The sequence below is a fragment of the Streptomyces sp. NPDC006296 genome, from assembly GCF_040613235.1.
In the GTDB taxonomy this organism is placed as follows: domain Bacteria; phylum Actinomycetota; class Actinomycetes; order Streptomycetales; family Streptomycetaceae; genus Streptomyces.
In genome coordinates this window covers 58529-83597 of the sequence record NZ_JBEXRT010000004.1, presented here as the reverse complement: position 1 = coordinate 83597, position 25069 = coordinate 58529, and the positions used below count along the sequence as shown (strand labels likewise).

At 72.2% G+C, this 25069-nt stretch carries 15 protein-coding genes and 1 pseudogene; 10 read left to right on the top strand and 6 right to left on the bottom strand.

The window, feature by feature from the left end; genetic code table 11:
* Nucleotides 1-17: 17 nt before the first annotated feature.
* Nucleotides 18-1079 carry an NAD(P)-binding domain-containing protein gene (locus ABZ172_RS04055; RefSeq protein WP_356880219.1) on the bottom strand — a complete coding sequence of 354 codons (1062 nt, stop codon included), beginning with the start codon at nucleotides 1077-1079 and terminating at the stop codon, nucleotides 18-20.
* Between the two features lie 88 nt (nucleotides 1080-1167).
* Here ABZ172_RS04055 and ABZ172_RS04050 point away from each other — a divergent pair, with 88 nt between their 5' ends.
* Complete coding sequence (locus tag ABZ172_RS04050) at nucleotides 1168-1590, top strand: YjbQ family protein (RefSeq protein WP_356879949.1); 423 nt, start codon at nucleotides 1168-1170, stop codon at nucleotides 1588-1590.
* A 68-nt stretch (nucleotides 1591-1658) separates the two neighbouring features.
* Nucleotides 1659-1994: pseudogene (locus ABZ172_RS04045) on the top strand (recombinase family protein); the annotation flags it as partial.
* A gap of 67 nt (nucleotides 1995-2061) precedes the next feature.
* Here ABZ172_RS04045 and ABZ172_RS04040 read toward each other — a convergent pair.
* Together ABZ172_RS04040 and ABZ172_RS04035 are read right to left on the bottom strand one after the other, a co-directional pair.
* On the bottom strand, nucleotides 2062-2580 hold the full coding sequence (locus ABZ172_RS04040) for an RNA polymerase sigma factor (protein ID WP_356879947.1): 519 nt from the start codon (nucleotides 2578-2580) through the stop codon (nucleotides 2062-2064).
* Between the two features lie 93 nt (nucleotides 2581-2673).
* Nucleotides 2674-4050, bottom strand: a complete 1377-nt coding sequence (locus ABZ172_RS04035; RefSeq protein WP_356879945.1) for a condensation domain-containing protein — start codon at nucleotides 4048-4050, stop codon at nucleotides 2674-2676.
* Between the two features lie 373 nt (nucleotides 4051-4423).
* On the opposite strand from ABZ172_RS04035, the gene ABZ172_RS04030 reads away from it, so the two are divergent.
* Genes ABZ172_RS04030 through ccrA form a run of 3 tightly spaced genes read left to right on the top strand, consistent with a single transcriptional unit; the run spans nucleotide 4424 to nucleotide 18335 of the window.
* Entirely contained in the window at nucleotides 4424-13228 is an 8805-nt protein-coding gene (locus ABZ172_RS04030) for an amino acid adenylation domain-containing protein (RefSeq protein ID WP_356879943.1), read from the top strand.
* Nucleotides 13221-17054: an alpha/beta fold hydrolase gene (locus ABZ172_RS04025; protein WP_356879941.1), complete on the top strand. Its 3834-nt coding sequence runs from the start codon at nucleotides 13221-13223 to the stop codon at nucleotides 17052-17054. The genes ABZ172_RS04030 and ABZ172_RS04025 overlap by 8 nt, the downstream gene beginning before the upstream one ends.
* A gap of 54 nt (nucleotides 17055-17108) precedes the next feature.
* Entirely contained in the window at nucleotides 17109-18335 is a 1227-nt protein-coding gene (gene ccrA / locus ABZ172_RS04020) for a crotonyl-CoA carboxylase/reductase (protein ID WP_356879939.1), read from the top strand.
* A gap of 75 nt (nucleotides 18336-18410) precedes the next feature.
* On the opposite strand, the gene ABZ172_RS04015 is transcribed toward ccrA, so the two are convergent.
* From ABZ172_RS04015 to ABZ172_RS04005, 3 genes are read right to left on the bottom strand one after another with little or no spacing between them, the layout of a single operon-like run.
* Complete coding sequence (locus ABZ172_RS04015; RefSeq protein ID WP_356879937.1) at nucleotides 18411-19079, bottom strand: 4'-phosphopantetheinyl transferase superfamily protein; 669 nt, start codon at nucleotides 19077-19079, stop codon at nucleotides 18411-18413.
* A gap of 4 nt (nucleotides 19080-19083) precedes the next feature.
* The gene (locus tag ABZ172_RS04010) at nucleotides 19084-20562 is read right to left on the bottom strand and encodes an AMP-binding protein (RefSeq protein ID WP_356879935.1); all 1479 of its coding nucleotides are present in this window, start codon (nucleotides 20560-20562) and stop codon (nucleotides 19084-19086) included.
* On the bottom strand, nucleotides 20562-20816 hold the full coding sequence (locus ABZ172_RS04005; protein WP_356879933.1) for an acyl carrier protein: 255 nt from the start codon (nucleotides 20814-20816) through the stop codon (nucleotides 20562-20564). Before ABZ172_RS04005 ends, ABZ172_RS04010 begins: the two co-directional genes overlap by 1 nt.
* A 407-nt stretch (nucleotides 20817-21223) precedes the next feature.
* Between ABZ172_RS04005 and paaA the strand changes: the two genes are divergently transcribed.
* The 5 genes from paaA to ABZ172_RS03980 are packed head-to-tail and all read left to right on the top strand — an operon-like array spanning nucleotide 21224 to nucleotide 25067.
* On the top strand, nucleotides 21224-22279 hold the full coding sequence (gene paaA, locus ABZ172_RS04000; protein ID WP_356879931.1) for a 1,2-phenylacetyl-CoA epoxidase subunit PaaA: 1056 nt from the start codon (nucleotides 21224-21226) through the stop codon (nucleotides 22277-22279).
* Nucleotides 22276-22617: a 1,2-phenylacetyl-CoA epoxidase subunit PaaB gene (paaB, locus tag ABZ172_RS03995; protein ID WP_356879929.1), complete on the top strand. Its 342-nt coding sequence runs from the start codon at nucleotides 22276-22278 to the stop codon at nucleotides 22615-22617. Before paaA ends, paaB begins: the two co-directional genes overlap by 4 nt.
* On the top strand, nucleotides 22601-23398 hold the full coding sequence (gene paaC, locus ABZ172_RS03990) for a 1,2-phenylacetyl-CoA epoxidase subunit PaaC (protein WP_356879927.1): 798 nt from the start codon (nucleotides 22601-22603) through the stop codon (nucleotides 23396-23398). Before paaB ends, paaC begins: the two co-directional genes overlap by 17 nt.
* Entirely contained in the window at nucleotides 23395-23895 is a 501-nt protein-coding gene (gene paaD, locus ABZ172_RS03985; RefSeq protein WP_356879925.1) for a 1,2-phenylacetyl-CoA epoxidase subunit PaaD, read from the top strand. The genes paaC and paaD overlap by 4 nt, the downstream gene beginning before the upstream one ends.
* Nucleotides 23892-25067 (top strand): 2Fe-2S iron-sulfur cluster-binding protein, encoded by a 1176-nt coding sequence (locus ABZ172_RS03980; RefSeq protein ID WP_356879923.1) that lies wholly within the window; start codon nucleotides 23892-23894, stop codon nucleotides 25065-25067. The genes paaD and ABZ172_RS03980 overlap by 4 nt, the downstream gene beginning before the upstream one ends.
* The last annotated feature ends 2 nt before the right edge of the window (nucleotides 25068-25069 follow it).

Here is a 25069-nt window from a genome sequence, read left to right as displayed (position 1 = left end):
CCCGGGGGCCCGTGCCGTCAGGCGGCCACGCCGTCCAGCAGCCCCTTCACCGCACGCACCGCCGCCCGGCCTGCCCGGTTGGCGCCGATGGTGCTGGCCGACGGCCCGTAGCCGACGAGGTGGATCCGCGGATCCCGTACGGCCCGGGTGTCCTCGACACGGATGCCGCCGCCCGGTTCGCGGAGCTTCAACGGGGCGAGGTGGTCGACGGCGGCCCGGAAGCCGGTCGCCCAGAGGATGACATCGGCCTCCACCGTGCGGCCGTCGGACCAGACCACACCCTCCGGCACGATGCGTTCGAACATGCGGAGCCGGTCGAGCACCCCCTGCTCGCGCGCACGCCGTACGGCGTCGTTGAGGGGAAGCCCGGTCACGCTCACCACGCTCTGCGGCGGGAGCCCGCGGCGTACCCGCTCCTCGACCATGGCCACCGCGGCCCGTCCCTGAATCTCGCCGAACGGCCCCTCCCGGAAGACCGGAGGGCGCCGCGTCACCCAGTACGTCTCCGACGCCACCTCGGCGATCTCCATGAGGTGCTGAGTGCCGGACGCACCACCACCGACCACGACCACCCTCAGTCCGGCGAACGCCTCGGGGCCCGGATAGTCGGCAGTGTGCACCTGCCGCCCGCGAAAGGTCTCCTGGCCCGGATAACGCGGCCAGAACGGCCGGTCCCAGGTGCCGGTGGCATTGATCAGGGCCCGCGCGGCGTACCGGCCCTCGGAGGTCTCGACCAGCAGCCGGCCGCCCTCGCCCTCCCGCACGGCACTCACCTCCACCGGGCGGTGCACCCGCAGGGCGAAACGGCGCTCGTACGCGTCGAAATAGGCCCCGATCACCTCCGAGGACGGCCTGCTCCCGTCCGCCCCCGTCAGCTCCATGCCGGGCAGCGCGTGCATCCCGTGCACCTTGCCGTACGTCAGCGACGGCCAGCGGAACTGCCACGCCCCACCGGGCCGGGGCGCATGGTCCAGCACCACGAACTCCCGGTCCGGCCGCAGCCCGGCCCGGCTCAGGTGGTAGGCGGCGGACAGCCCCGCCTGCCCGGCGCCGACGACGACCACGTCCAGCTCACGCACCCCGAAGTTGTTCACGTTTCTACCAACTGTGGCCGAGCCCCGGATCTTCCCGGTGAGCGGCCGGCCCCGGCGGCGAGAGAATGGGCCCATGCCCGACACCTTCACCACCCACCTGCTGAGCGTCACCACGGGGCGCACCGAGACGGTCGTCGACCTGACCGACGACTGCGCACGCTTCCTCGATCGCGCCGCACACGGCGGGGACGGCCTGCTCAACGTCTTCGTCCCCCACGCCACCGCCGGCGTCGCGATCCTGGAGACCGGAGCCGGCAGCGACGACGACCTCCTCACCGCCCTGCAGACCCTGCTCCCCGCGGACGACCGCTGGCGCCACCGCCACGGCAGCCCCGGCCACGGCCGCGACCACGTACTCCCGGCCCTCGTACCGCCCCACGCCACGCTGCCGGTGATCGGGGGGCGGCTGGAACTGGGGACGTGGCAGTCGGTGTGCCTGGTGGACACGAACATCGACAACGCGGACCGGCAGGTGCGGCTGAGCTTCCTCGGCTGACCAAGATCGTTCAGCCGGGGCGTGGCCGCCGATTCTCCGTACGATGCGCGCTCGAACGGAGAGAAGGAATGCGCGGTACGGACCTCGACACGATCGAGCGACCCTACGACGGATGCGGCACGTGCCTGCTCGGAGTGCGGCGACTGTCGCGCGTGAAGCTGGCGAGCTCTTCGCCTGAGCGCCAGCGAGAGAACGTACTCGCTGCCGCCGCCTCCGTCGGGGCCCACATCATCGGCTGGGCGGACGACGGGGAGGTCTCCGGCGCCACGGATCCCGTGACCCGACCCAGTCCGGGCCCGTGGCTCCGTGACGAGAGGGGACCGTACGACGGCCTGGTCGCGGCAGCGGTGCACCGGCTCGGCCGCAACGTCGTCGACTGCCTGAACACCTGCTACAAGATGCGGGACGAGAAGATCGACCGACTCACCAAGGGCAGGGACCAAGGGGCACTGAGCGGCGACCGGGTAGTCCCTACGCAGCCGACGGCTGCCACGCCTCCTGGAAGCGGCGGCGGGCCCGGTGGAGGCGGGAGCGGACTGTGCCTACCGGAAGGGAGAGAGTTTCGGCCATCTCCTCCTCGTTCAGGCCGTACACGCGCAGGGTGAGGATCTGGCGGTGAGGAGCGGACAGGCGATCCAAGACGTCGGTGATGTGGACGGCGTCCAGGGGGTTCGTTGCCCGGCCCACCTCCACCTGCGTGTACGCCGTCTCCGCGCCGCGTCGCTTCGCGGTGCGTATTGCCTCGCGCACCGTCACCGAGCGGACCCAGCCGTAGAACGCCGCCGGTTCGCGCAGCGATCCCAGCCCGCGATAGATGGCCAGCAGAGCTTCCTGCGCTGCATCGGCCCCGTCGTCCTGGGTGACGGACCGGCAGATGCGGGCGACATACGGGGCGACGTCGGCGAGCAGGCTGTTCATCGCGCGCTCGTCACCCGCCTGGGCACGCCTGAGCAGTGCTGGGAGAGTGGGCATGTCGCTGATGGGGTTCATCTCGAGGGAGCGCTCCTCAGGAAAGCCAGGGGGCAGGTGCGGCGAGACGAAGCAGGATGCGGCTCGCTGTGGTTCAGGTCGATCTGGTTCGGTTCAGCTTGCCGTCGCCGCTGCCGCCGCTGCCGCCACTGGTTCCGCGCCCGCCGCGAACGCGAGCAGGCCCTCCCGGACGTCTTGGCGGAACGCCCCCATGAACGACGCGCTGAAGCAGGAGGTGAAATGGGGGAATTCGACGGCCAGGCGGCCCTCGAACGACACCACACAAGCCATAACGGGACTGCGGCCCGCTTGCGGAAAGTAGTTCTCGCGAGCAGGGACGAGGCGGACATCGGTCGCGCGCAGGTCGTCGGGGAGGCGAGGACCGGGGACCACGCCCATGTTCGTGACGATCACTGTGCTCAGTTGCAGCGTCGGGTGGCGTGGGATCGCCGGTGTGATCCGGAGCTCCTTGACGTGGTCACCGTTGTGGATCGCATCCTTCAGGCGGGTGTGCAGGGTGCGCGCCAGCGTCAGCGGATCCGTATCGGGGGAGACCTCCACCGTCTGCAGGTGGGTGGCCACCGCGGCCACCATGACGGAGGCCGGCAGCGGTGGAGTCAGCCGGGAACGCAGGTCCACGGGTGAAAGGCAGCCCAATGTGCGGAGGGGGGTGGCGTCGCCGGCCAGGCGGAGGCGAGCCGCGCGCACGACCGCCGCGCTCACCAGCCCGTGCACGGAGATGCCGGCCCGGCGGGCCGCGTGGCGGATCCGGGCCGTTTCCTCCAGGCTCAGTGTCAGCCGCTGGGCCTCGATGAGGCCTTGGGGAGCGGGCTGCTCGGCCGTCGGGCGCGGAACGTCGTACGGGACGAGGCTCACCTGATGCGCTGCCGTCTGCTCGATGCGCTGTTCGAGGTACTCGGCCGTGTCCGCCTCCTCAGCGTACGGAAGCAACTCGCTTACAGGGCGGGGCCATGCTACGTCTTCGTCTTCTCCCGTGGAGTTTGCCGACGGGCCTCCCCCCGACAACAGGTTCCGGTAGGCGTCCCAGAGGCTGTTGTGCAGCGTGATGCTGCTGTGTCCGTCCGTGATCGTGTGGTCCACTACCAGGACGAACAGGTGGTCGTCCCCTTTCGGCTCGCTGACCAGTACCGCGCGGGTCAGCGGGCCGCCGACCGGAAGTGGGGCGTTCAGCTCCGCCGCGTAGGCGTCAGTAAGGTCTCCGGTACGCGTGAGCAACCGGGGCCGCTCAGCTTCTGCGAGCAGGCGCAGCACGTACCCCGACGGACCGCCGGGCGTGATCCGTGAGCGCAGGGTCGGGTGCGCGGTCGTGATGGTGTCGAAGGCAGCCGACAGGGCCTCTGTGTCGATGTTTCCGCGCAGGACGCAGGAGAGCACCGCTCTGCTTCGCTGGCTCACATACAGCGCCTCGGCGGGACACAGAGCACGCTCGGAGCCGCTCGGGCTTCTCGACCCGTTCGAGCTGTCAGTCATCTCGTCCATCGTTCTCCGCGCCCTCGCTTCCAGAGGGATGGCCAAGAAAGGGGTGATCCGGGCCGCCCATCCGTGATTTCCCTACGGTTTCCCTTCGGCAGGTATGCCCACACGCTGGTAAGCCCGCTTTAGGAGATTCACTAAAGTCGCTGCCGGCGGGTCGGCCTGTCTTGACCGCGGCCCGGCCGGTGAATCAGTGTTACGAGTCGTCAGAGCCGGTGGTGCGGTGTGTGATCCGAGTCTTCAAGCCCTCGGCGTGCGGCCCTCCCTCCTCCGCGCGTCCGACGTGCCGGTCGGACCGGCGATTCCCGTCCGATCGGGCCGGATGTTGCCCGAACCGTGTGATCACGGCTTGCCGCGTGAGGGATGCGCCATGTCACTGCACGAGGATGATCGTCGATCGTTGCCCCAGTACCAGCCGTTGATCGCGGCCCGGCCGCTCGACGGAGCCCGGCCGATCACCGGAGCCCAGGAAGGGCTTTGGTACGCGCAGCGGCTCTCCCCGGACAGTGCTGCCTATAACACCGGCGAAGCCGTGGAAATCTTTGGGCCTGTCGATTTCGACCTTTTCGAGAACGCGCTGCGACGCACCGTGGGCGAAGCCGACACATTCGCCCTGCGCTTTCTCGACACGGAGGACGGACCCCGATGCCGGCAGGAGGAACAGGGACCCGGCGACTGGTCATTGCATCGTATCGACCTCTGCGGCACGGACGATCCCGAGGACGCCGCCTGGGAATGGATCCGGGCAGACCTTGCGGCCCCGGTGGACATCGACAAGGGGCCGTTGTTCTCGCACGCCCTGCTGACCCTCGCGGCCGACCGGCATATCTGGTTCCTGCGGGCCCATCACATTCTGCTCGACGGTTACAGCTACAAGCTCGTCGGGCGACGGCTCGCCGACACTTACAACGCGTTGGCCTCCGGCGAGCAGCCCGCCCCGACCGTCTTCGCCTCCGTCGACCGGCTTCGGGCCGACGAGGCCGCCTACCTCGAATCCGACCGCTACGAGCGCGACCGCGCGCATTGGGCCGAGCGGCTGGACGGGCTGTCCGAGCCGGCCCGGCTCACCCGACGCACCGCCGCGCCGGTCGCCCCGTTCCTGCGCCGCACCGCAGAGCTGTCACCCGCCGAGACAGAAGAACTGGCCGCGGCCGCCGCCCGCCTCGGGGTCTCGCGCACCGACCTCCTCGCCACCGCCGTCCTTGCGTTCCTGCACCGGATGACGGGCGCCGAGGACTTGGTCCTGGGCCTGGCCACCATGAGCCGCCTGGGCAGCGCCGCATTGCGTACCCCGGGCACTGCCTCCGACGTCCTACCGCTGCGGGTATCCGCCGCCCCCGACGCTTCCGTTCAGGAACTGGCACGCACCGTCGCCGACGAACTGAAGGCGCTGCGCGACCACCAGCGTTACCGGGGCGAGTTCCTGCTTCGCGACCTCGGCCTGCTCGGCACAGGCCGCCGGATGTACGGGCCGGTCCTCAACATCGTCCCGTTCACCGAGTCTCTGGACTTCGGCGGGCACTCCGCCACCTGGCACCATCTGTCCGGCGGCGCCGTCCACGACCTGCAGCTCTCCGTCCGGCCCGGGACGGAGTCCGGTGGACTGTGGCTGGCCTTCGACGCCAACCCCGGGCTGTACGAGGAGGACGAACTCGCCCTCCACCGTGATCGATTCCTGTTGCTCCTGCGTCGGCTGGTCGCTGCTGAGCCGACCTCGGTCCTGCGGGATCTCGATCTGCTGTTGCCAGGGGAACACCCGCACGATTCGTCCGTTGACACCTCTCCCGTCACCGACACCCTCTCCGAGCTGTTCGAACAGCGCACTGCCGAAGCGCCGCGGCGGACGGCCGTAACCTGCGACGGCGACAGTGTCACCTACGCCGAGCTGGACGCCGAGGCCAACCAACTGGCCCGTCTGCTCGTCGAACGGGGAGCTGGACCCGGCCGGGTGGTGGCCCTTGCGATGCGACGGGGCCTCGGGCTGCTGCCCGCACTGCTCGCTGTGCTGAAGACCGGCGCGGCCTACCTGCCGCTGGACACCGGCCACCCGGCGGAGCGGCTGCGGCTGGTTGTCGAGGACGCGCGGCCGGTTCTGCTCGTCACCGATGCCGACCGCACGGACATGCCGTTCGCCGCAGGTGTTCCCGCGGTGTGCCTCCGCGATCCGAAGGTGCAGCGGGACCTCGCCCGGCGACCCGCGAACGTCCTGGCCGACGCCGAGCGAGGTGGCCCACGCCGCTCCTCCGACATTGCCTACATCATCCATACCTCTGGTTCCACCGGACGCCCCAAAGGCGTACCGGTCCCGCATGCGAACGTCGTCCGCCTTTTCACCGCCGCCGGGGAGTGCTTCGACTTCGGCGCGGACGACGTCTGGACGCTCTTCCACTCCTACGCCTTCGACTTCTCCGTGTGGGAAATATGGGGGGCCCTGCTGCACGGCGGCCGCCTGGTCGTGGTGCCCTATGCCGTCAGCCGTTCGCCTCGGGACTTTCTGGGGCTGTTGCGCGGAGAGGGCGTCACCGTCCTCAACCAGACGCCGTCCGCATTCGCCCAACTTATCGACGCTGACGTGGAGTTGCGTGCCGAAAGTGGATCGTTGCGCTATGTCGTCCTCGGCGGGGAGACGCTGCGGCCCGAGCGACTGCGCCCGTGGGCCGACCGGTACGGCATCGACCGTCCGGCGCTGGTCAACATGTACGGCATCACCGAGACCACCGTGCACGTCACGCACCACCGCCTCACCCGCGCAGACGTGGACGACCCCCGCAGGGGCAGTGTCGTCGGCACGCCTCTCGCGGACGTTCGGGTGTATCTCCTGGACGAGGCGGGGCGACCGGTGCCGACGGGGGCCACTGGCGAGATGTACGTGGCAGGGCCCGGAGTGGCCGCCGGATATCTGAACCGTCCCGACCTCACCGATGAACGCTTCATCGGCGACCCCTTCGGGGAGCCCGGCACTCGCATGTACCGCTCCGGCGACCTGGCGCGGCGGCGTGCTGACGGCACCCTCGAATACCTCAGGCGGGCTGACGCGCAGGTGCAATTGCGCGGTTTCCGTATCGAGCTGGGCGAGATCGAGGCGGTTCTCGCCCAGCATCCGCAGGTCGCGCGGGCCGCCGTCGTCGTCCGCCGCGCCGACAACGGCGCGCAGCAACTCGTCGCCTACGCGGTCCCGGCCGGGGACGCGGCACCCCACCCCGCCGACCTCCGCTCCCACACAGCCGTCCACCTTCCCGAGTACATGGTTCCGGCCGCCTGCGTCCTGGTAGAGGCTCTGCCCCTGACCGCCAACGGCAAGCTCGACGTCAGGGCTCTGCCCGCACCGGACTTCGCCGCGACCGCGGCCTCGGCCGGTACCCGTCCCACCACCCCCGACCAGTCCCTGCTCTGCCGGCTGTTCGAAGACGTTCTGCGGCTGCCCCCCGGCACGGTCGGTGTGGACGCCAACTTCTTCGACCTGGGCGGTGACTCCCTCTCCGCGACCCGGCTCCTGGCCCGGCTGCGCGCGGAGACGAGGATCGAGGTGCCCATCACCGCGGTGTTCGACGGGCCGACGCCGGCCGTGCTCGCCGAGTGGCTCACCGCGCAGGGCGAATCGGTCCGTTCGTTGCCCGCGCTCGGGGAAGTCGTCCGGCCGGAGCGCCTGCCGCTCTCCTTCGCGCAGGAACGCATGTGGTTCCTGATCCGGCTCGACGACGGTGCCGCCACGTACAACATCCCGCTCGTCGTGCCGCTGCGGGTGCCCGTCGACGCGGAGGCGCTGCGGGCGGCTCTCGGTGACGTCACCGACCGGCACGAGGTCCTGCGTACCCTGTTCGCCGAGCACGACGGGGCGTCCCACCAGCGCATTCTGCCGCCGGGGGAGCTCCGGCCCGTTCTGAGGTGCGTGGACTGCCCGACCGAGGAGGTCGGCACTCAGGTCATCGCCGCCGCGCGGCACCGCTTCGACCTGACCCATGAAGGCCCGCTCACGGCAGCCTTGTTCGGCGCCGGACCCGAGCGCACCCTGCTGCTCGTCCTGCACCACAGCGCCGCCGACGGCTGGTCCCTCCGCCCCTTCGCCGACGATCTGAGCATCGCGTACGAGGCGCGCCGCGCGGGCCGGGCGCCCGTCTGGGACGCGTTGCCGGTGCAGTACGCGGACCACGCCGTGTGGCAGCGGGCCCTCCTCGCCCCCGGGCCGGAGGGACCCGGGCGCCTGGAGCGGCTGACGGCGCACTGGCGTGAGACGCTCGCGGGCCTGCCGCAGGAGTGCACCCTGCCCGGCGACCGGCCGCGCCCGGCCTCCCCGCGCGGCGGCGGCGCCCACGTCACAGCGGTGGTGGACGCCGCACTGCACGAGGGTCTGCTGCGGCTCGCGGACCGGCAGAACGCCAGCCTGTTCATGGTCCTGCACGCGGCGGTCAGCGCCCTGCTCGACCGGTGCGGCGCGGGCGAGGACATCGTCGTCGGCACGCCGGTCGCCGGCCGCTCCGAACCCGCCCTGGACGAGGTGATCGGCCTGCTGACCAACACGCTGGTCCTGCGCGCCGACACTGCCGGGGACCCCGCGTTCCGCGACCTCGTCGCCCAGGTGCGCGCGCGCGACCTGCGCGCCCTCGACCACCAGGACCTTCCCTTCGATCGGCTGGTGGAGGAGCTGAACCCGCCGCGCCACCCGGCCCGGCACCCGCTCTTCCAGGTCATGCTGGCCCTGCAGAACAATGAGCGGGCCGTCCTGCGCCTCGACGGGCAGGACCTTCCGCTGCGGCCCACCGCCACCGGCACCGCCAAATTCGACCTCTTCGTCGACGTCCTCGAACGCTACGACGACGAGGGCGCGCCCGACGGTCTCGACCTGCACGTCGAGTACGCGACCGACCTGTACGACGCCGCGACGGCCGAGGCGTTCGCGCACGCGCTGCACGAGGTGCTCGCGGCCGCGTGCGCCGACCCGGACATCCGTGTCCACGCGCTGCCGGCGTTCCCGCCGCGCACCGCGAACCCCGCGACGGACGCCGACGCCCTGGCCGACGCGCTCAAGGCGGAGCGCACGGCCCTGTCCGTCCCCGGCATCCGCGACGCGCTCGCTCTGCCCGCACCCGGGAACGACGGCGGACCCCTGCGCCTGTACGTCGTGCCGGGCCGGGCGGAAGCGGCCGAGCGCGTCGAGCAACTCCTGAGCGGCGAGCTATTCACGAGCGGCGCGGGGAAGACCGCGGTCCGCGTCGTGGCGGTCGTCGTCCTGCCCCGCACCCCCGACGGTGCCGTCGACGCCGACGCCCTGCACGCCCTGCCTCTCGTCGACCGCACGGCCGCCGAGGCCTGGCGCGAGCGCCTCGCCTCTCTCCCCGGCGTCACCGCGGCCGACGTCACGGTGGAGGACATCCCCGGGGATCTGGGCCGCCGCCACGTCGGCACCCCGCGCCGCACCGGCCCCGCGGAGGCGACGGAAACGCCGGTCAGGAATGCGTCCTGCGCATCCCCGGTCCCGGCGTTGAGCGAAGGCCCCGAACTTGCCGGGCCGTCGGTGTCCGGCTGGGCGCAGGCCCTGGTCCGCGCCGCGGAGCGCCCGGACGGCGAGGTGGTGCACGTCCACGCCGACGGCAGCGAGCACCGGCGCGACTACGCGTCGCTGATCACGGAGGCGTCCCGTGTCCTCGGCGGACTGCGGCGGTCCGGGTTGCGTCCCGGTGACCGGGTAATCCTGCAGTGCGACGCGAGCGAGGACTTCCTCGCCGCGCTGTGGGGCTGCATCCTCGGCGGCTTCGTTGCCGTACCCCTGACCGTGCCCACCTCGTACGTCGTCCCCTCGGCGGCGCTGACCAAGCTGGAGGGCATCTGGAAGATGCTCGGCCGGCCCTGGATCGTGTGCTCCCCGGACCGGGAGGCGGACCTGCGCGACCTCGCGGCTCGGCGCGACTGGCCCGGTCTGCGGCTGACGACGGCCGACGCCCTGTGCGAGGCGCCGGAGGACCGCGACTGGTACGAGGCCCGCTCGGACGACCTCCTGCTGATGCTGATGACCTCGGGCAGCACGGGCCTGCCCAAGGCCGTCCGCCAGAGCCACCACGCCGTACTCACCCGCTCGGCCGCGACCGCGCAGCTCAACGGGCTCGGCGAGCACGACACCACGCTCAACTGGATCCCGCTCGACCACGTCACCGGAGTGGTCATGTTCCACCTGCGCGACGTCTACCTCGGCTGCCGCCAGATCCACGCGCCGACCTCCTGGATCCTGGAGGATCCGACGCGCTGGATGGACCTCGCCGACCGGCACGGGGCCACCGTCACCTGGGCGCCCAACTTCGCTTTCGGCCTCCTCGCCGACCGGGCCGCCCACTTCCTCGACCGTAGCTGGGACCTGTCGCCGATGCGGCTGGTCATGAACGCCGGTGAGGTCGTCGTGGCGTCCGCCGCGCGCCGCTTCCTGTACACGCTGAAACCCTTCGGGCTGCCGCAGGACGTGATGCACCCCGGCTGGGGCATGTCCGAGACCTGCTCGGTCGTCACGGACGCCGTGCTGTCGGCCGAACCGGACGGCTCCGACGCGTTCGTCAGCTGCGGCCGCCCCTACCCCGGGTTCGCCATGCGCGTCGTCGGTGAGGACGGCACCCTGCTCGACGAGGGAGCCGTCGGCCGGTTCCAGGTCCGTGGCGCCTCCGTGACCAGCGGTTATCACGACAACGCGGCGGCCAACGCCGAAGCGTTCACCGACGACGGCTGGTTCGACACCGGAGACCTGGCGTTCCTGCGCGACGGCGAGCTGTACATCACCGGCCGCGCCAAGGACGTCATCATCGTCAACGGCGTCAACCACTACAGCCATGAGATCGAGGCGTGCGTCGAGGAACTGCCGTGTGTCGTACGCAGCTTCATCGCGGCCGTCGCGGTGCGCTCCGACCCCTCGGCCACCACCGACGAACTCGCGCTCTTCTTCCATCTCGCCCCGGACCAGGACCCGGCCGCCGCGATGCGTCGCATCGCGGGCAAGGTGACCCGTGAGATCGGCGTCAGCCCCGCCTTCCTCGTCCCGGTCGCCCAGAACGCGATCCCGAAGACCGAGATCGGCAAGATCCAGCGCACCAAGCTGCGCAAGAGCTTCGAGGCGGGCGACTTCGACGAGGCGGTCCGCGCGGCCCAGCTGCTGATGGGCGCCGCTGCCACGCTGCCCGACTGGTTCCTGCGCCCGGTGTGGCAGCGGGCCGAGCAGCACCGCCCCCGCACGAGCGCGGCCGGACGGCACACCCTCGTCCTGGCGGACGTCGACCCGCCCGCATTCGGCCTCGCGCAGCAGATCGCCGAGGCAGTGCGGGCGGACGGCGGACTGTGCACCGTGGTCACCGGAGGGGCGGTTTACGAGCGGATCGACGCGGCGCGCTACCGGATCAGGACCACGGACGACAGCGATCACACGGCGCTGCTGCGGCAGTTGCACGCCGACGGGCGACCGGTCGACAGCGTCCTCCACCTGAACCGCACGGCGTCGGCGCTCACCGGCCCCGACTCCCTCCTCACGCTCGCCCGCGTCCTCGCCGCTCGGACCGGACAGCAGCGCCCCATCAGCTTGATCTACGTGACGGCGGGAGCCCAGGCCGTCGCGCCCGGGGACGACGCCGCCCCTGCGCACGCCATGGCCGGCGCCCTCCTGAAGTCGCTGGGAGAGGAGTTCACCTGGCTGCGCGGCGTGCACCTCGACCTCGACCCGGCCGCCACCCCGGACCCCGTAGCCGTCCTGCTTGCGGAGACAGCCGCGACAGCGCCCGACGCAGAGGTCGCATGGCGCGGCGGACAGCGGTACGTACGCCGCCTGGCCCCGCTGCCCGACGAGCCGCCGCGCGCCGAACTGCCCGAAGACACCGATGGGTTCCATCTCGTCAGCGGGGGTCTCGGCGGCGTCGGCAGCGAGGTCGCGGCGCATCTGGTGAAGACGCCCGGCACCCGCCTGCTGTTGCTGGGCCGCACTGCGCTGCCCGCCGAGGACAGCTGGCCGCGGCATCTGGCCCAGGGCGGGCCCGTGGCCGACCGCATCGAGGCGCTGCGCCGCCTGCGCGCCCTTGGCGAGGTCCGCTACGCGTGCGCCGACATCACCGACGACGCCCAGGTGCGGGCCGCCGTGGACGCTGCAGCCGAGGCGTGGGGCGTGCCCCTCACCTCGGTGCTGCACCTCGCCGGAGTCCGCGACGAGCGGCCCGTACGGGACCTCGACCTCGCCTCCTGGCAGCGGGCGCTCAAGGCGAAGGTGTCCGGCGCGTGGACACTGCACCACGTCGCCGCCGACCACCCAGTGACCTCCTTCACCACCTTCTCCTCCGTCAACGGTTGGTTCGGCGGCGCCATGAACGCCTCGTACGCCGCCGCCAACGCCTTCCTCGACGCCCTCGCCCTGCACCGCCGCGCCCAGGGTCTGCCCGCGCAGAGCCTGGCGTGGAGCCTGTGGAACGAGCGCGGGATGAGCCGCGGCTACGGTCTCGCCGCGCTCGGGGAGGCCCGCGGCTACCGGGTTCTCGACACCACCGCCGCGCTGCGCTCCTTCGACCTGGCCCGCACCCTGGACGAGCCGCATCTGCTCATCGGCGCAGACCGCAGCGCCCCCTGGGTACGCAGCCATGTCGCAGGCGAGGCACGGCAGGTGCGCCGCCCTGCCGCGCGGGTCGCCCTGGAGGAGGGCACCGATCTGGGAGCCCTGTACGACGCGGCGGCCGACGCCGCACGGGCCGCCGGACTCGGCGACGCCTGGGTGCTGCGTTCGGCGGGCAGCGCCGCCCAGCAGGCCGGCCCGGACAGAGGGGAGCGGCTGCGACGCCTGGAGAGCGAGCTGGCCCGGCTCTGGAGCGGCGTTCTCGGCTGCGACCGGGTCGGCCGGGACGAGAACTTCTTCGACCTCGGCGGCAACTCCCTGCTCCTGGTCGCCGCTCAGAGCGCCATCACCAAGGAGTTCGGCTGCGAACTCACGGTCGTCGACCTGTTCGCCCACCCCACCGTCCGCGACCTCGCCCGGCATCTGTCGACCCTGACGGAGGCCGGGACGGACACGGCCACCGGCAGGGCGACGGAGGAGCCGGCGGAGCGGCACGGACCCGCGGAGACCGAGCCGAGCGGTCTGGAGAAAGCCAAGGAAAAGGCAGAGCGGCAGCGCGCGGCACGGGCCCGCCGCGCCGCCCGGCACGGGAAGGACCGAGGGCATGCGTGAGACCCCCGTCCCGCAGGAGGGACAGGACGACTACGACGAGGAGGCGCCCGCCGTCGCCGTCATCGGCATGGCCGGACGCTTCCCCGGCGCCGACGACCTGGACGCCTTCTGGGACAACCTGGCGGCGGGCCGCGAGTCGGTACGGCCAGTCACGGACGAGGAGTTCCTCGCCGCGGGCGGCGACCCGGCCGATCTCGACGACCCCTCCCTGATCCGCATGGCGTCGGTCGTCGACGGCATCGACCGCTTCGACTCCGGGTTCTTCGGCTACAGCCCCGCCGAGGCCGCCGTCGTCGATCCGCAGCAGCGGCTGCTCCTGGAGACGGCCTACCAGGCGCTGGAGAACGCCGGATGCCTCGGCCCCGCCGCGGGAGAGGCGGCCGGCACGGTCGGCGTGTACGCGGGCAGCGGCGACAGCCGCTACTACCCGGGCCACGTCCACCCGCGCTTCGCCGGGCAGCCCGGATCGGTGGCGCTCGTGCACGCGGCCACCGCGAACTCCCTCGGCACCCTCGCCACCCGCGTCTCCTACGAGCTGGGGCTCACCGGCCCCAGCGTCTCCCTCCAGACGGCCTGCTCCACCGCGCTCGTCGCCGTGCACACCGCCTGCCAGGACCTCCTCGACTACCGGTGCGACACGGCGCTCGCCGCCGCGGTCTCCCTCAACCCCTCGGCGCAGCTCGGCTACCGGCACGTGCCCGACGGCCCGTTCTCGCCCGACGGCCACTGCCGCGCCTTCGCCGCCGACGCGGCCGGCACCTCCTCCGGCGACGGCGTGGGGGCGGTCGTCCTCAAGCGCCTGGAGGACGCCCTCGCCGACGGCGACCCCGTCCGGGCCGTCATCCGGGGCAGCGCCGTCAACAACGACGGTCGCCGCAAGGTCGGCTTCAGCGCGCCCAGCTCGGCCGGGCAGACCGAGGTGATCCTCGCCGCCCAGGCGCAGGCGATGGTCGACGCGGGCAGCATCGGTCTCGTCGAGGCGCACGGTACCGCCACCAAGCTCGGCGACCCCATCGAGGTGTCCGCGCTGACCGAGGCGTTCCGGCAGAGCACGGACGACACCGGGTTCTGCGCCCTGGGCTCGGTGAAGACCAACATCGGGCACCTCGGGGCCGCCGCCGGCATCGCCGGGTTCATCAAGGCCGTACTGGCTCTGGAGCACCGGCAGATACCACCGAACCTGCACTTCGACGAGGCCAACCCGCTGATCGACTTCGCCGCCGGGCCGTTCCGGGTGCCCACCGCCCTGGAGGACTGGGCGGCCGGGGACCAGCCACGCCGGGCCGCCGTCAGCGCCTTCGGGATCGGCGGCACCAACGCGCACGTCATCCTGGAGGAGGCACCCTCCGCCGCGCCCGCTCCACCCCGGGCCCCCGAGGACGGCGGCCGTCTGGTTCTCCCGCTGTCGGCGCGGACAGCGGGCGCGCTGCGGGGCCAGGCCGACGCCCTCGCCCGCCACCTCGACCGCCGTCCCGGCCTGCGCCTGGACGACGTCGCCCACTCCCTGCGCACGGAGCGGCCTGCGCTGCCCCACCGCCTCACCGTGACCGCAGCCTCCCGCGACGAGGCGCTGGCCGCGCTGCGCACCGCCGCGCCCGCCACCCCGCCCCGGACCGGTGAACCCGCCCGGGTGGCCTTCCTGCTGCCGGGCGGCGGCACCCAGTACCCCGGCATGGGCGCGGAGCTCTACCGCGGCCACGCCGTCTACCGCGACATCGTCGACGAGTGCGCGCGCATCCTGCGGCCCGTCCTCGACGCCGACCTGCGTACCACCCTGTTCGACGACCCGAAGCCCGACAGCACCGCCCTGTTCACGGGTCTCGTGGCGACCGAGTACGCGCTCGCCCGCACTCTCATGGAGGCCGGGGTCCGTCCGGACGCGCTCATCGGGCACTCGCTCGGGGAGTACACCGCCGCCTGCCTCGCCGGGACCATGGACCTCGACGCCATGCTGCCCCTGGTCACCGAGCGGGTCCGGCTCATCGCCTCGGCGGGCGGGGCGACGGTCGGCGTCGCGGCGCCGGCCGAAGAACTGCTGCCGCTCCTCGACGACGAACTGTCCCTCGCCGCGGTCAACGGGCCCGCCGCCTGCACCGTCGCCGGGCAGGCCGACGCGGTCGCCCGCTTCGAGGCCGAACTGACCCGCAGGGAAATCCCGTTCCGGCGGGTGCGCATCCCCGCCGCGGCCCACTCCCACGTCCTGGATCCGGTCCTGGGCACGTTCGAGAGCCACCTGCGCACCCTCACCCTGCGCCCGCCGCGCATCCCGTACGTCACCAACGTCACCGGTACCTGGGTCACCGACGCGGAGGCCACCTCGGTCGAGCACTGGCTCGACCACACGCGCCGTACCGTCCGCTTCACCGACGGCGTCGCGTCCCTGTGGGAGCGCATGGCCCCGGTCCTCGTGGAGATCGGTCCCGGCGACACCTTGACCAAGCTCGCCGCCGCCCAGCTCGCCGAGCACACCCCGGTCACGGTGACGACCATGCGCCACGCCAAGGCCGACGCCCCGGACGGCTTCGTCCTCACCGAGGCGCTCGGCCGCCTGTGGAGCGCGGGCGTGGACGGCGCGCTGCCACCGGTCCCGGGAGCCCCCGGGCGCGTACCCCTGCCCCCGTACGCCTTCGAACGGCGCCGCCACTGGATCGACGCCCCTGGCGCCCGTACGGACCCGGACGCGACGGACACCTCCGCTGCGGCGGCGAGTACGGGTCTGGCGCCGCGCCCCCGCCTGACGAACGGGTACGTGCCGCCGCGCACCGACCGCGAGGAGGCCGTGACCCGGTTGTGGGAGGAGACCCTCGGCATCGGCGGGATCGGTGTCAATGACAACTTCTTCGACCTCGGCGGCGACTCGATGCGCGCCGTCCTCCTCGCCGGCCGGCTCCGCATCGCCGGGGTGCTCGACGTGCCCGCTGCGACTCTGCTTGCCGCACCCACGGTGACGGGGGTCCTCACGGCCGCCGCCGGCACCGGCGCTGACTCAGCGCGCCCCGGGGCGGCCGCGCTGAGTCCACTCCTGCCGCTGCGCACGGAGGGAAGCGACGCGCCGCTGTTCTGCGTCCACCCCGGCGCGGGCGTCTCCTGGCGCTACACGGGGCTGCTGCCCCACCTGGGCGGCGAGCAGCCCGTGTACGGCATCCAGGCCGCCGGGCTCGATGGCACCCGCCCACCGGCGCCGGACGCCGCGGCCATGGTCGCCCACTACGTCGGCCTCCTCCGCGAGGTGCAACCGGACGGCCCGTACCGGCTGCTCGGCTGGTCCTACGGTGGATTTGTCGTCCATGCGATGGCCTGTGCACTGCAGGAGCAGGGGGAGCGGGTGGAGCTGCTCGCGATGCTCGACGCGCCCCAGCCACACGGAACTGCCCACGACCCGGATGCCGCCGAACGGCAGGTGGCTGCCCTCCTGACGCGGGTGGCGGGGCTGCCCGTCGAGCCGGGCGCGGACCTGCCGGACGTCGATGCCGTCCTCGACCTCATCGACGCGGCGGTCACGGCCGACCGGGCGAGTTCCCCGGTCACCCGCGCCGAGGCTGCCGCCGTCGCCGAGGTCATGCGCAACAACCTGCGCGTCGCTCCGCAGTTCGCCCCCGGCGTCTACCGGGGGGACGTGCTGTTCTTCAGCGCCGAGGAGGAGACGGACGGGACCGGGGACCTCGCGGTCATGCCAGGCAAGGCCGAAGCCTGGCGCTCCCACGTCGACGGCGCGCTGAACGACCACCGGGTGCCCTGCGGCCACTACGAGATGACCGAGCCCGGCCCCATCGCTCGGATCGGCGCGGTCGTCGCCAAGGCGCTGCGGCCGGCTGGCATCGCCTGAACTCTTGCTTCTTCACTCCGCCCCGTCACCCGCACCCGTTACGAAGGGCCTCCTGTGCACGCGACCCAGAACCTGTACGAACTCGGCGCCGCCCCGCCTCTCGGCACCGCACCCAAACAGATGCATGCCTCCCTCATCCGCCAGGAGCGCTACGGGCAGCCCATCGACGCCTTCCGCACCGAGGTCGTCGACGTCCCGCCCGTCGGCCGAGGGCAGGTGCTCGTCAAGGTGATGGCGGCCGGCGTCAACTACAACAACGTATGGGCGGCGCTCGGTGAACCGCTCGATGTCATCGCCGCACGCCAGAAGGCCGGTGGCACCGAGGACTTCCACATCGGCGGGTCCGACCTGTCAGGCGTGGTGTGGGCCGTCGGTGAGGATGTCCGGAGCGTGCGCCTCGGCGACGAGGTCGTTGTCCTCGCCAGCCGGTGGAACGAGGCCGCCGAGGACATCCGCCTCGGCGCCGACCCTGCGGTCTCCACCTCGCAGCGCGTGTGGGGGTACGAGGAGAACTACGGCTCCTTCGCCCAGTTCGCGGTCGTCGACGACTACATGCTGCACCCCAAGCCCAAGCAGCTGTCCTGGGCCGCGTCCGCCTGCTACATGGCCACCGCCGCGACCGCCTACCGCCAGCTCTTCGGCTGGGATCCGCACACGGTCAGGCCCGGCGACGCCGTTCTCGTCTGGGGCGGCGCGGGTGGCCTCGGCTGCATCGCCATCCAGCTCGTGAAGCATGTCGGCGGCATCCCGGTCGCGGTCGTCTCCAGCAGGGAGCGCGGCGAGTACTGCGTGAAGCTCGGCGCCAAGGGCTGGATCGACCGACGCGAGTTCGATCACTGGGGCCGGCTTCCCGACACCTCCGACGAGGAGGCGATGGGCCGTTGGCTGAAGGGGGCGCGCGCGTTCGGGCGACGCTTCTGGGAGGTGCTCGGCGAGCGCCGGGCCCCGCGCATCGTCCTCGAACACTCGGGCGCCGACACCGTTCCCACCTCCATGTACATGTGCGAGAACGGGGGCATGGTCGTCATCTGCGGCGGTACCACCGGCTACAACGGCGACGTGGACCTGCGCTTCCTGTGGATGCGGCAGAAGCGCCTCCAGGGCTCCCATGTCGCGAGCGCCCGCGAGGCCCGCGAGATCACCCGGCTCATCGACCAGGGCGTCGTCGACCCGTGTCTGTCCCGCACGTTCGCCTTCGACGAGATAGGCCTGGCCCACCAGCTCATCTACGAGAACCGGCATCCGGCGGGGAACATGGCGGTGCTGGTCGGGGCGCGGTGACCGGTGGGGTGACCCGCCGCCCGGGGCGTCACCCGCGCCCCGCCACCACCCGGCACTGCCGGGTGGTGGCCGCGATCACTTCAGTACGCAGCTGAAGACGCCCGGCCCGACCGGGATCACGCGGACGTGCACGGTGCGGTTCGGGGCCGTGCGAAGCGCGACGCGCAGAGCATCGCCGCACGACTCGGCCCGCAGGTCGCGCAGACCTCTCGCCCCCGTCCCGCCGGAGCCGAGTAGCGCCTTCCACGCGGCCTCCTTCGCCGAGAACAGCGCCGTCACCGACCATGCGCCGGCCCGTAGCAGCGCCTCCTCGTCCGCACGGAGTACCAGCCGTGCCGCGCCCTCGGGCAGCGGCCGCAGCTCCACGTCGCAGCCGAGCGGGGTGTCCCTGCCCGGCGCGCGGGCGACCGCGACCGCGACGCCCGCGCTGTGCGAGATCGACGCCGCCCGTCCGGGCGGGAACAGCGGCAGGCGGCCCGCCCGCGGAATCTGACCGCAGTCGAGCCCCACCGCGCGCAGGGCACGCCGGGCGGCCAGTCGCCCCGCAAGGAACTCGCGGCGTCGGTGCGTCGGCATCTCCGCAGCGGCAGCCTCCTCGGCGGGCCCGGCGGCCACCGCCAGCGGATCCGTGTTGAGGGCGACGCCGATACCGAGACCGGCCGCCGCGCACAGGGGCCGCAGCCGGTCGAGCTCAGCGATGAGCTGGGGCCGCGTACGTGCATCCGGACGGGGTTGCGCGGCCACGGCCTCAGGCCCGCAGCAGCTTCTTTATGATCTTCCCGGCGGGGTTGCGCGGCACCCGCTCGATGAACTCGATGTGGCGCGGCCGCTTGTAGGGCGCGAGTAACCCGGCTGTGTGGCGCAGTAGTTCTGGCGTACCGGTTCCGCTCTCCACCACGACGTATGCCAGCGGTACCTCGCCGTAGTCCTCGTCGGGCACACCGACGACCGCGGCGTCGCGGACGGCCGGATGGGTCATCAGGGCGCTTTCGATCTCCGAGGGATAGACGTTCTGCCCGGCCCGGATGATCAGGTCCTTGCTGCGGTCCACGAGGTGGATGCGGCCCTCCTCGTCCATGAGGCCGAGGTCACCGGTCTTGACCCAGCCGTCGAGGTAGATCTCCTCGGTGGCCGCCGGATCGTTCCAGTACCCCTGCATGAGGCCGGGCCCGCGCACGACCATCTCGCCGATCTGTCCGCGTGGCAGTTCCCGTCCGGCCGCGTCCACCGCGCGGGCGGACATGCCGGGCACCACGCGGCCGCAGGGGATGCGCGCGGTGACATCGCCGGGGGCGGGGTGCTCGTCGGGGCCGAGGGTGACGAACGGACCACCGACCTCGGTCATGCCGTAGACCTGGCGGAAACCGCAGCCGAGCCGCTCCACCGCCTCCGCGTACACGTCGAGGGGCATCGGGGCGGCACCGTAGAGGATTTCCCGCAATGACGACAGGCCCGTTCTGTGCGAACCCTTCGCCTGGAGCATGAAACGCAACATCTGCGGGACCAGCCACATGTGCGTGGCGCTGTGCCGTTCCACCGCAGCGAGGGCGCGCTGCGGGGTGAAGCCCGGCATCAGCACCACCGTGGCACCGGCGGCCAGGTAGGTCAGGGAGACGACCATGCTGCCGTGGTACAGCGGGCAGCAGTTGACCATGACGATGTCGTCGGTGGGGCGGGCCATGACCAGCCAGCCGAGCGCGATGGCCCGGAACGAGCCGGAGTCGACGGTGACCCCCTTGGCCTGCCCAGTGGTGGCCGAGGTGTGCAGCACGGCGATCGGGTCGCTGTCGGCCACGGCGGGCAGCTCCGGCTCCGTCGCGAGCGTGCCGAGCGCCTCGAACTCGGGCTTGTCGAGGGCCAGCCGGAACCGCACCGATGCCGAGAGCGTCGTGTGCCGGTCGAGCAGTTCCGACTCGCCGATGACGGCGGCCGCGCCGACCCGCTCGACGATCCCGGCCACCTCGGGTTCGGTCAGGCTGTGGTTCAGGGGCACGAAGAGTGCGCCGAGCCGGGCGAGCGCGAAGTAGCTCTCCAAGACCTCGATCCGGTCCTTGGAAAGCACGGCGACCCGGTCACCGTGCTCGATCCCCAGCTCCGCCAGACCTCGACCGAGTTCGGCGGTACGGTCGTGGAACTCGGCCCAGGTGACGCTGCGCCTCTCGTCGACCAGCGCGGTCCGGTCCGGGAAGCACTGGCGGTTGCGTTCGAGCAGCTGGGTCAGCCACATCACACACCGCCGGTGGCACCGGCGGCGGACCGCCCGGCCACGAACCGCTCGTAGTCGTCGATCGAACGCAGCTCCTCCATGTCCTCGGCGCTGATCTCGACCCCGAGCCGCTGCTCGACGAGCAGGACGAGACGCACCAGGTCACCGGAGTCGATCCCGCTCGCGGCGAGATCGGCCTCGTCACCGATGGCGCCGGGGTCGGCGTACTCGGCGGTACCGGTGAGTTCGACCAGCAACTCCCTGATGGTGCTCATGAGATCCCCTTTCGCTGCGGCACGCCTGCCGCTCTGCGGGCCTGATGTGTCACCTGAAGCAGAGGGGCGCGGGGCGCGTCACACTCCCTCGGTCAGGGCGTGATCTTTGTCACGTGGCCGTTGGGTGCGGGTGGGGATAGCGGGCCCCCCTCCCGTCCTCTCTCATGGCGGAGGTTCCGCCACGCGACCCCGCTCGTGGTCCGTGGTGACGTGTGGCGGCCTCTGGCCGCCCCTGGGGCGGTGTCGACGCTGAAAGGAGTGATGCGAGTGCCCAAGCAGTGCGTACGGGGTCCGGCCGGCTGTCGGCCCGGGGCGGCGGCGCGGGCCGGCAGCGAGGTGCCAAGCGGTACGGGAGTCTCGGGCGGCCCGGAGGCTGCAGACGCCCGGGGTGTCGCGGGCGGTCCGGTATGAGCACGCCGCAGACCTCAGAGGCCGTCGCACCGCAGCACGCTGATTCCCAGGGCGAGCCGCCGGTCTCCCAGGACGAGTTGCTCGCGCACTTCGACGCCCTCATCGCCGCCGGTGAGACGATCGAGCCGCGTGACTGGATGCCCGACGGCTACCGTCGGATGCTGCTTCGCCAGATCGCCCAGCACGCCCACTCAGAGATCATCGGCATGCAGCCGGAGGGTGCCTGGCTGACCCGGGCTCCGTCCCTGCACCGCAAGTCGGTGCTGATCGCCAAGGTGCAGGACGAGGCGGGCCACGGCCTGTACCTGTACTCCTCGGCCGAGACCCTCGGTGCGGACCGCGCCGAACTCCTGGACGCACTCCACCGGGGTCAGCAGCGTTTCGCGGCGACCTTCAACCACCCGGCTCTGACCTGGGCGGACACCGGCGCCATAGCCTGGCTGACGGACGGCGCCGCCGTCATCAACCAGGCTCCCCTGTGCCGGACTTCTTACGGCCCGTACGCTCGCGCAATGCGCCGCGTCTGCCAGGAGGAGGCCTTCCACGTACGGCAGGGATACGACCTGATGCGCGCGCTGTGCGAGGGGACGCCGGAGCAGAAGCGAATGGCGCAGGACGCGGTGGACCGCTGGTGGCTGCCGGCCGTGGCGCTGATGTTCGGCCCACCGGATACCGAGGTCGGCGGGGCCGACGCCCGCACCGCCGCGCTCGGCGCCGCCGTCTCCCGCCGAGCCATCGCCTGGGGCATCAAGCGTCACACGAACGACGAACTGCGCGGGCGCTTCGTCGACAGCGTCGTTCCGCAGGCCGAGCGGCTCGGGCTGACCTTGCCGGACTCGGCGATCCGCTGGAACGAGGAGCGCGGTCACTACGACTTTTCCCCGGTGGACTGGCAGACCTACCGCGACGCGCTCGGTGACGACACGCACTGGGCCCGGCAGCGGATCACGCATCGGCGCGCAGCGCACGAGGACGGCGCGTGGGTGCGGGAGGCGTCGGCCGCGTACGCCGCGCGGGAGGATGCCGACGGCTTCACGGAGGAGCCCGCATGAGCAGCACACGCGTAGGTACGAGCACGGAGCGGGAGGGCGCGCCCGCGTCCTGGGAGGTCTTCCTGCGACTCCGCCGGGGGCTGTCGCACCAGCACATGGGATCGGTCCGCGCGGACGACGCGGACATGGCCCTCGGCCGCGCCCGTGACCTCTACGTCCGCCGGGGCGACCCGCTGTCCCTGTGGGTGGTCCGCTCGGATGCTGTGCACGCGGTGTCTCCGGCTGAGCACGACCCCTACTTCGGCAACGCCCGCCACAAGCCGTACCGATACCCGGAGCAGTACGCCCCGCTGACCGGGCCGAACGAGAAGGGGCCCGACGGTGACCACGACCAGTGACACGGCCACGGAGACCGCCCGCACCGGCCCGGATCCCGATCTCGCCGCGCATCTGCTGCGCCTCGGCGACGACGCGCTCATCCTCGGTCAGCGGCTGTGCCAGTGGATCACACGGGCGCCGACGATCGAGGAGGACCTGGCGCTGTCAAACATCGCCCTCGACCTGGTCGGCCACGCCCGGACCTTGTACACCCGGGTCGGCGGGCTCGACGGGACCGACCGCACCGAAGACGACTACGCCTTCGCCCGCGCGGATCGCGAGTTCACCAACGCTCTTCTGACGGAGCTGCCGAACGGGGACTTCGCGGTGACCGTCGCCCGTCAGCTCGTCTACACCCACTACGCGGTCCTGTACTACGAGGCGCTGGCCGACAGCCCGGACCCCGACCTCGCCGGGTTCGGGGCGCGGGCCGCGACGGAGCTCGCCTTCCATCGGCGGCACGCCGACGGCTGGACGCGGCGCCTCGGCCTCGGCACCCCGGAGAGCGCCCGGCGCATGCAGGCGGGTCTGGACCGGGTGTGGCCCTACACCGCCGAACTCTTCGACGAGGACGACCTGGTGTCCCGCCTCGTCGCCGCCGGAGCGGTGCCCTCGTCGGCCCCGTTGAGCCCGTTGTGGGAGCGGGGGGTCGGCGAGGTAGTCGCTCGCGCCGGACTCACCGTTCCGACGCCCCGCTGGCAGGCCCGCGGCGGCCGCACCGGCCTGCACCTCGAGGAATTCGGACTGCTCATCGCCGAACTGCAGTCGGTGCGGCGCCAGTTCCCGGGAGGCACGTGGTGAGCACCTATCGCTGCTCCACCGAGGAGGTCCGGCTCCGGATCGAGGCCGTGCCCGACCCTGAGCTGCCGATGGTCGGCCTCGGCGACCTCGGCGTCGTCCACTCCGTGGCGCCGGACGCGGACGGAGTGCTGGAGGTGCAGATCACCCCGACGTTCCTGGGCTGCCCAGCCCTGCCCTCCATCACCTCCGCCGTCGAAGAGATCCTCACTGCCTGCGGCCACACCGACGGGCGTGTACGGCAGGTGCTCTCACCGCCGTGGACGGCGGAGCGCATCACCCCGGCCGGGCGGCAGAAGCTGGCGGCGCACGGCATCGCGCCGCCCGTGTCCTCCAACGAGCCAGGCGGTCCCGTCCTGGTCGCACTGGGCAGCGTGCCCTGCCCGCACTGCGGATCGCGGGCCACCCGGCCGCACAGCTCCTTCGGCGCGACCCGCTGCCAGTCGATGCTGCGGTGCACGGCCTGCCGGGAGATGTTCCCGTACATGAGCGCAGTGTGAGGCCCCTCTTGGACACCTTCGCCACCTCGGACGGCACTTCGGACACGGACGCCGGGGCTTCCGACCCCCGGGTAGTGCGGACCCGGGGAACGAGCTGGCACCGGCTGACCGTCACCGACGTGCTTCGGCTGACCGAGGAAGCGGTCGCGGTCACCCTGCACGTCCCCGACGACCTGCGGGACACCTTCGCCCACCGGCCCGGCGAACACGTCGTCGTCCGGCACCGCCGCGCCGGGTGCGAACTGCGCCGCAGCTACTCGGTGTGCCTGCCGCCCGGCGACCCGGACGCCTTCCGACTGGTCATCAAGCGGGGCGCCCCCAACGGCTTCGGCGCGTATGCCACGACCATCCTGGCCACCGGCGACACCCTCGAACTCGCCCCGCCAGGCGGCACCTTCGCTCTGCCGGCCCTGCCCGGCGCGCACCACGTGCTCATTGCGGGCGGCTCCGGCATCACCCCGCTGATCACGATGGCGGCGGCGGTGCTGCGCGAAGACCCCACCTGCCGGGTCTCGCTGATCCACGCGGTCCCCACGGCTGCGAAAGCCCTACTGGCGGACGAGCTCGCCGAGCTGAAGGACGCGTTCGTCGACCGGTTCACCGCGCTGCACGTCCTCACCCGAGAGGACCGCGGCAGCGAATTGGTCAGCGGGCGCGTCGACACCGCCAAGCTGCCACGGCTGCTTGCCGCGCTGGATGCCAGTCCCGGCCCTGGCACGACGTTCGCGCTGTGCGGTCCGGAAGGGCTGGTCACGGAGGTAGGACACACGCTGCTGGCGCAGGGCGCCGATCCGGCTGCGGTCCGCTCGGAGACGTTCACCTCAGCCTCCGGGACGCGGCAGAACCCGGCGCAGGGGATGCCTCCCCTGACGCCGCCGGCCGACGCCCGGCCCACCCGGATCACCGCTCTCTTCGGCGGACGCCGGACCGTCGTCACCGGGGAGCCGCGCGAGAACGTTCTCCTCGACGCGCTGCTGCGGGCGTACCCCGACGTGCCGTACGCCTGCCGCGAAGGCGTGTGCGGCACGTGCCGCGCCAAGATCCTGACCGGCGAGGTGGACCTCGGCGGCGGCCAATACGCCCTCGATACCGAAGAACTGGCGGCGGGCTACACACTCGTCTGCCGCGCCCGGCCGCTCACCGCCGAAGTCACGCTCGACTTCGACGCGTGACC

Excerpts from the sequence above, each read along its gene's own strand:
- ABZ172_RS04030 (WP_356879943.1), top strand. The coding sequence starts at position 4,424 with ATGTCACTGCACGAGGATGATCGTCGATCGTTGCCCCAGTACCAGCCG.
- ABZ172_RS04010 (WP_356879935.1), bottom strand. The coding sequence starts at position 20,562 with ATGTGGCTGACCCAGCTGCTCGAACGCAACCGCCAGTGCTTCCCGGAC.
- ABZ172_RS04050 (WP_356879949.1), top strand. The coding sequence starts at position 1,168 with ATGCCCGACACCTTCACCACCCACCTGCTGAGCGTCACCACGGGGCGC.
- ABZ172_RS04035 (WP_356879945.1), bottom strand. The coding sequence starts at position 4,050 with ATGACTGACAGCTCGAACGGGTCGAGAAGCCCGAGCGGCTCCGAGCGT.
- paaA (WP_356879931.1), top strand. The coding sequence starts at position 21,224 with ATGAGCACGCCGCAGACCTCAGAGGCCGTCGCACCGCAGCACGCTGAT.
- ABZ172_RS04040 (WP_356879947.1), bottom strand. The coding sequence starts at position 2,580 with ATGAACCCCATCAGCGACATGCCCACTCTCCCAGCACTGCTCAGGCGT.
- ABZ172_RS04005 (WP_356879933.1), bottom strand. The coding sequence starts at position 20,816 with ATGAGCACCATCAGGGAGTTGCTGGTCGAACTCACCGGTACCGCCGAG.
- ABZ172_RS04025 (WP_356879941.1), top strand. The coding sequence starts at position 13,221 with ATGCGTGAGACCCCCGTCCCGCAGGAGGGACAGGACGACTACGACGAG.
- paaB (WP_356879929.1), top strand. The coding sequence starts at position 22,276 with ATGAGCAGCACACGCGTAGGTACGAGCACGGAGCGGGAGGGCGCGCCC.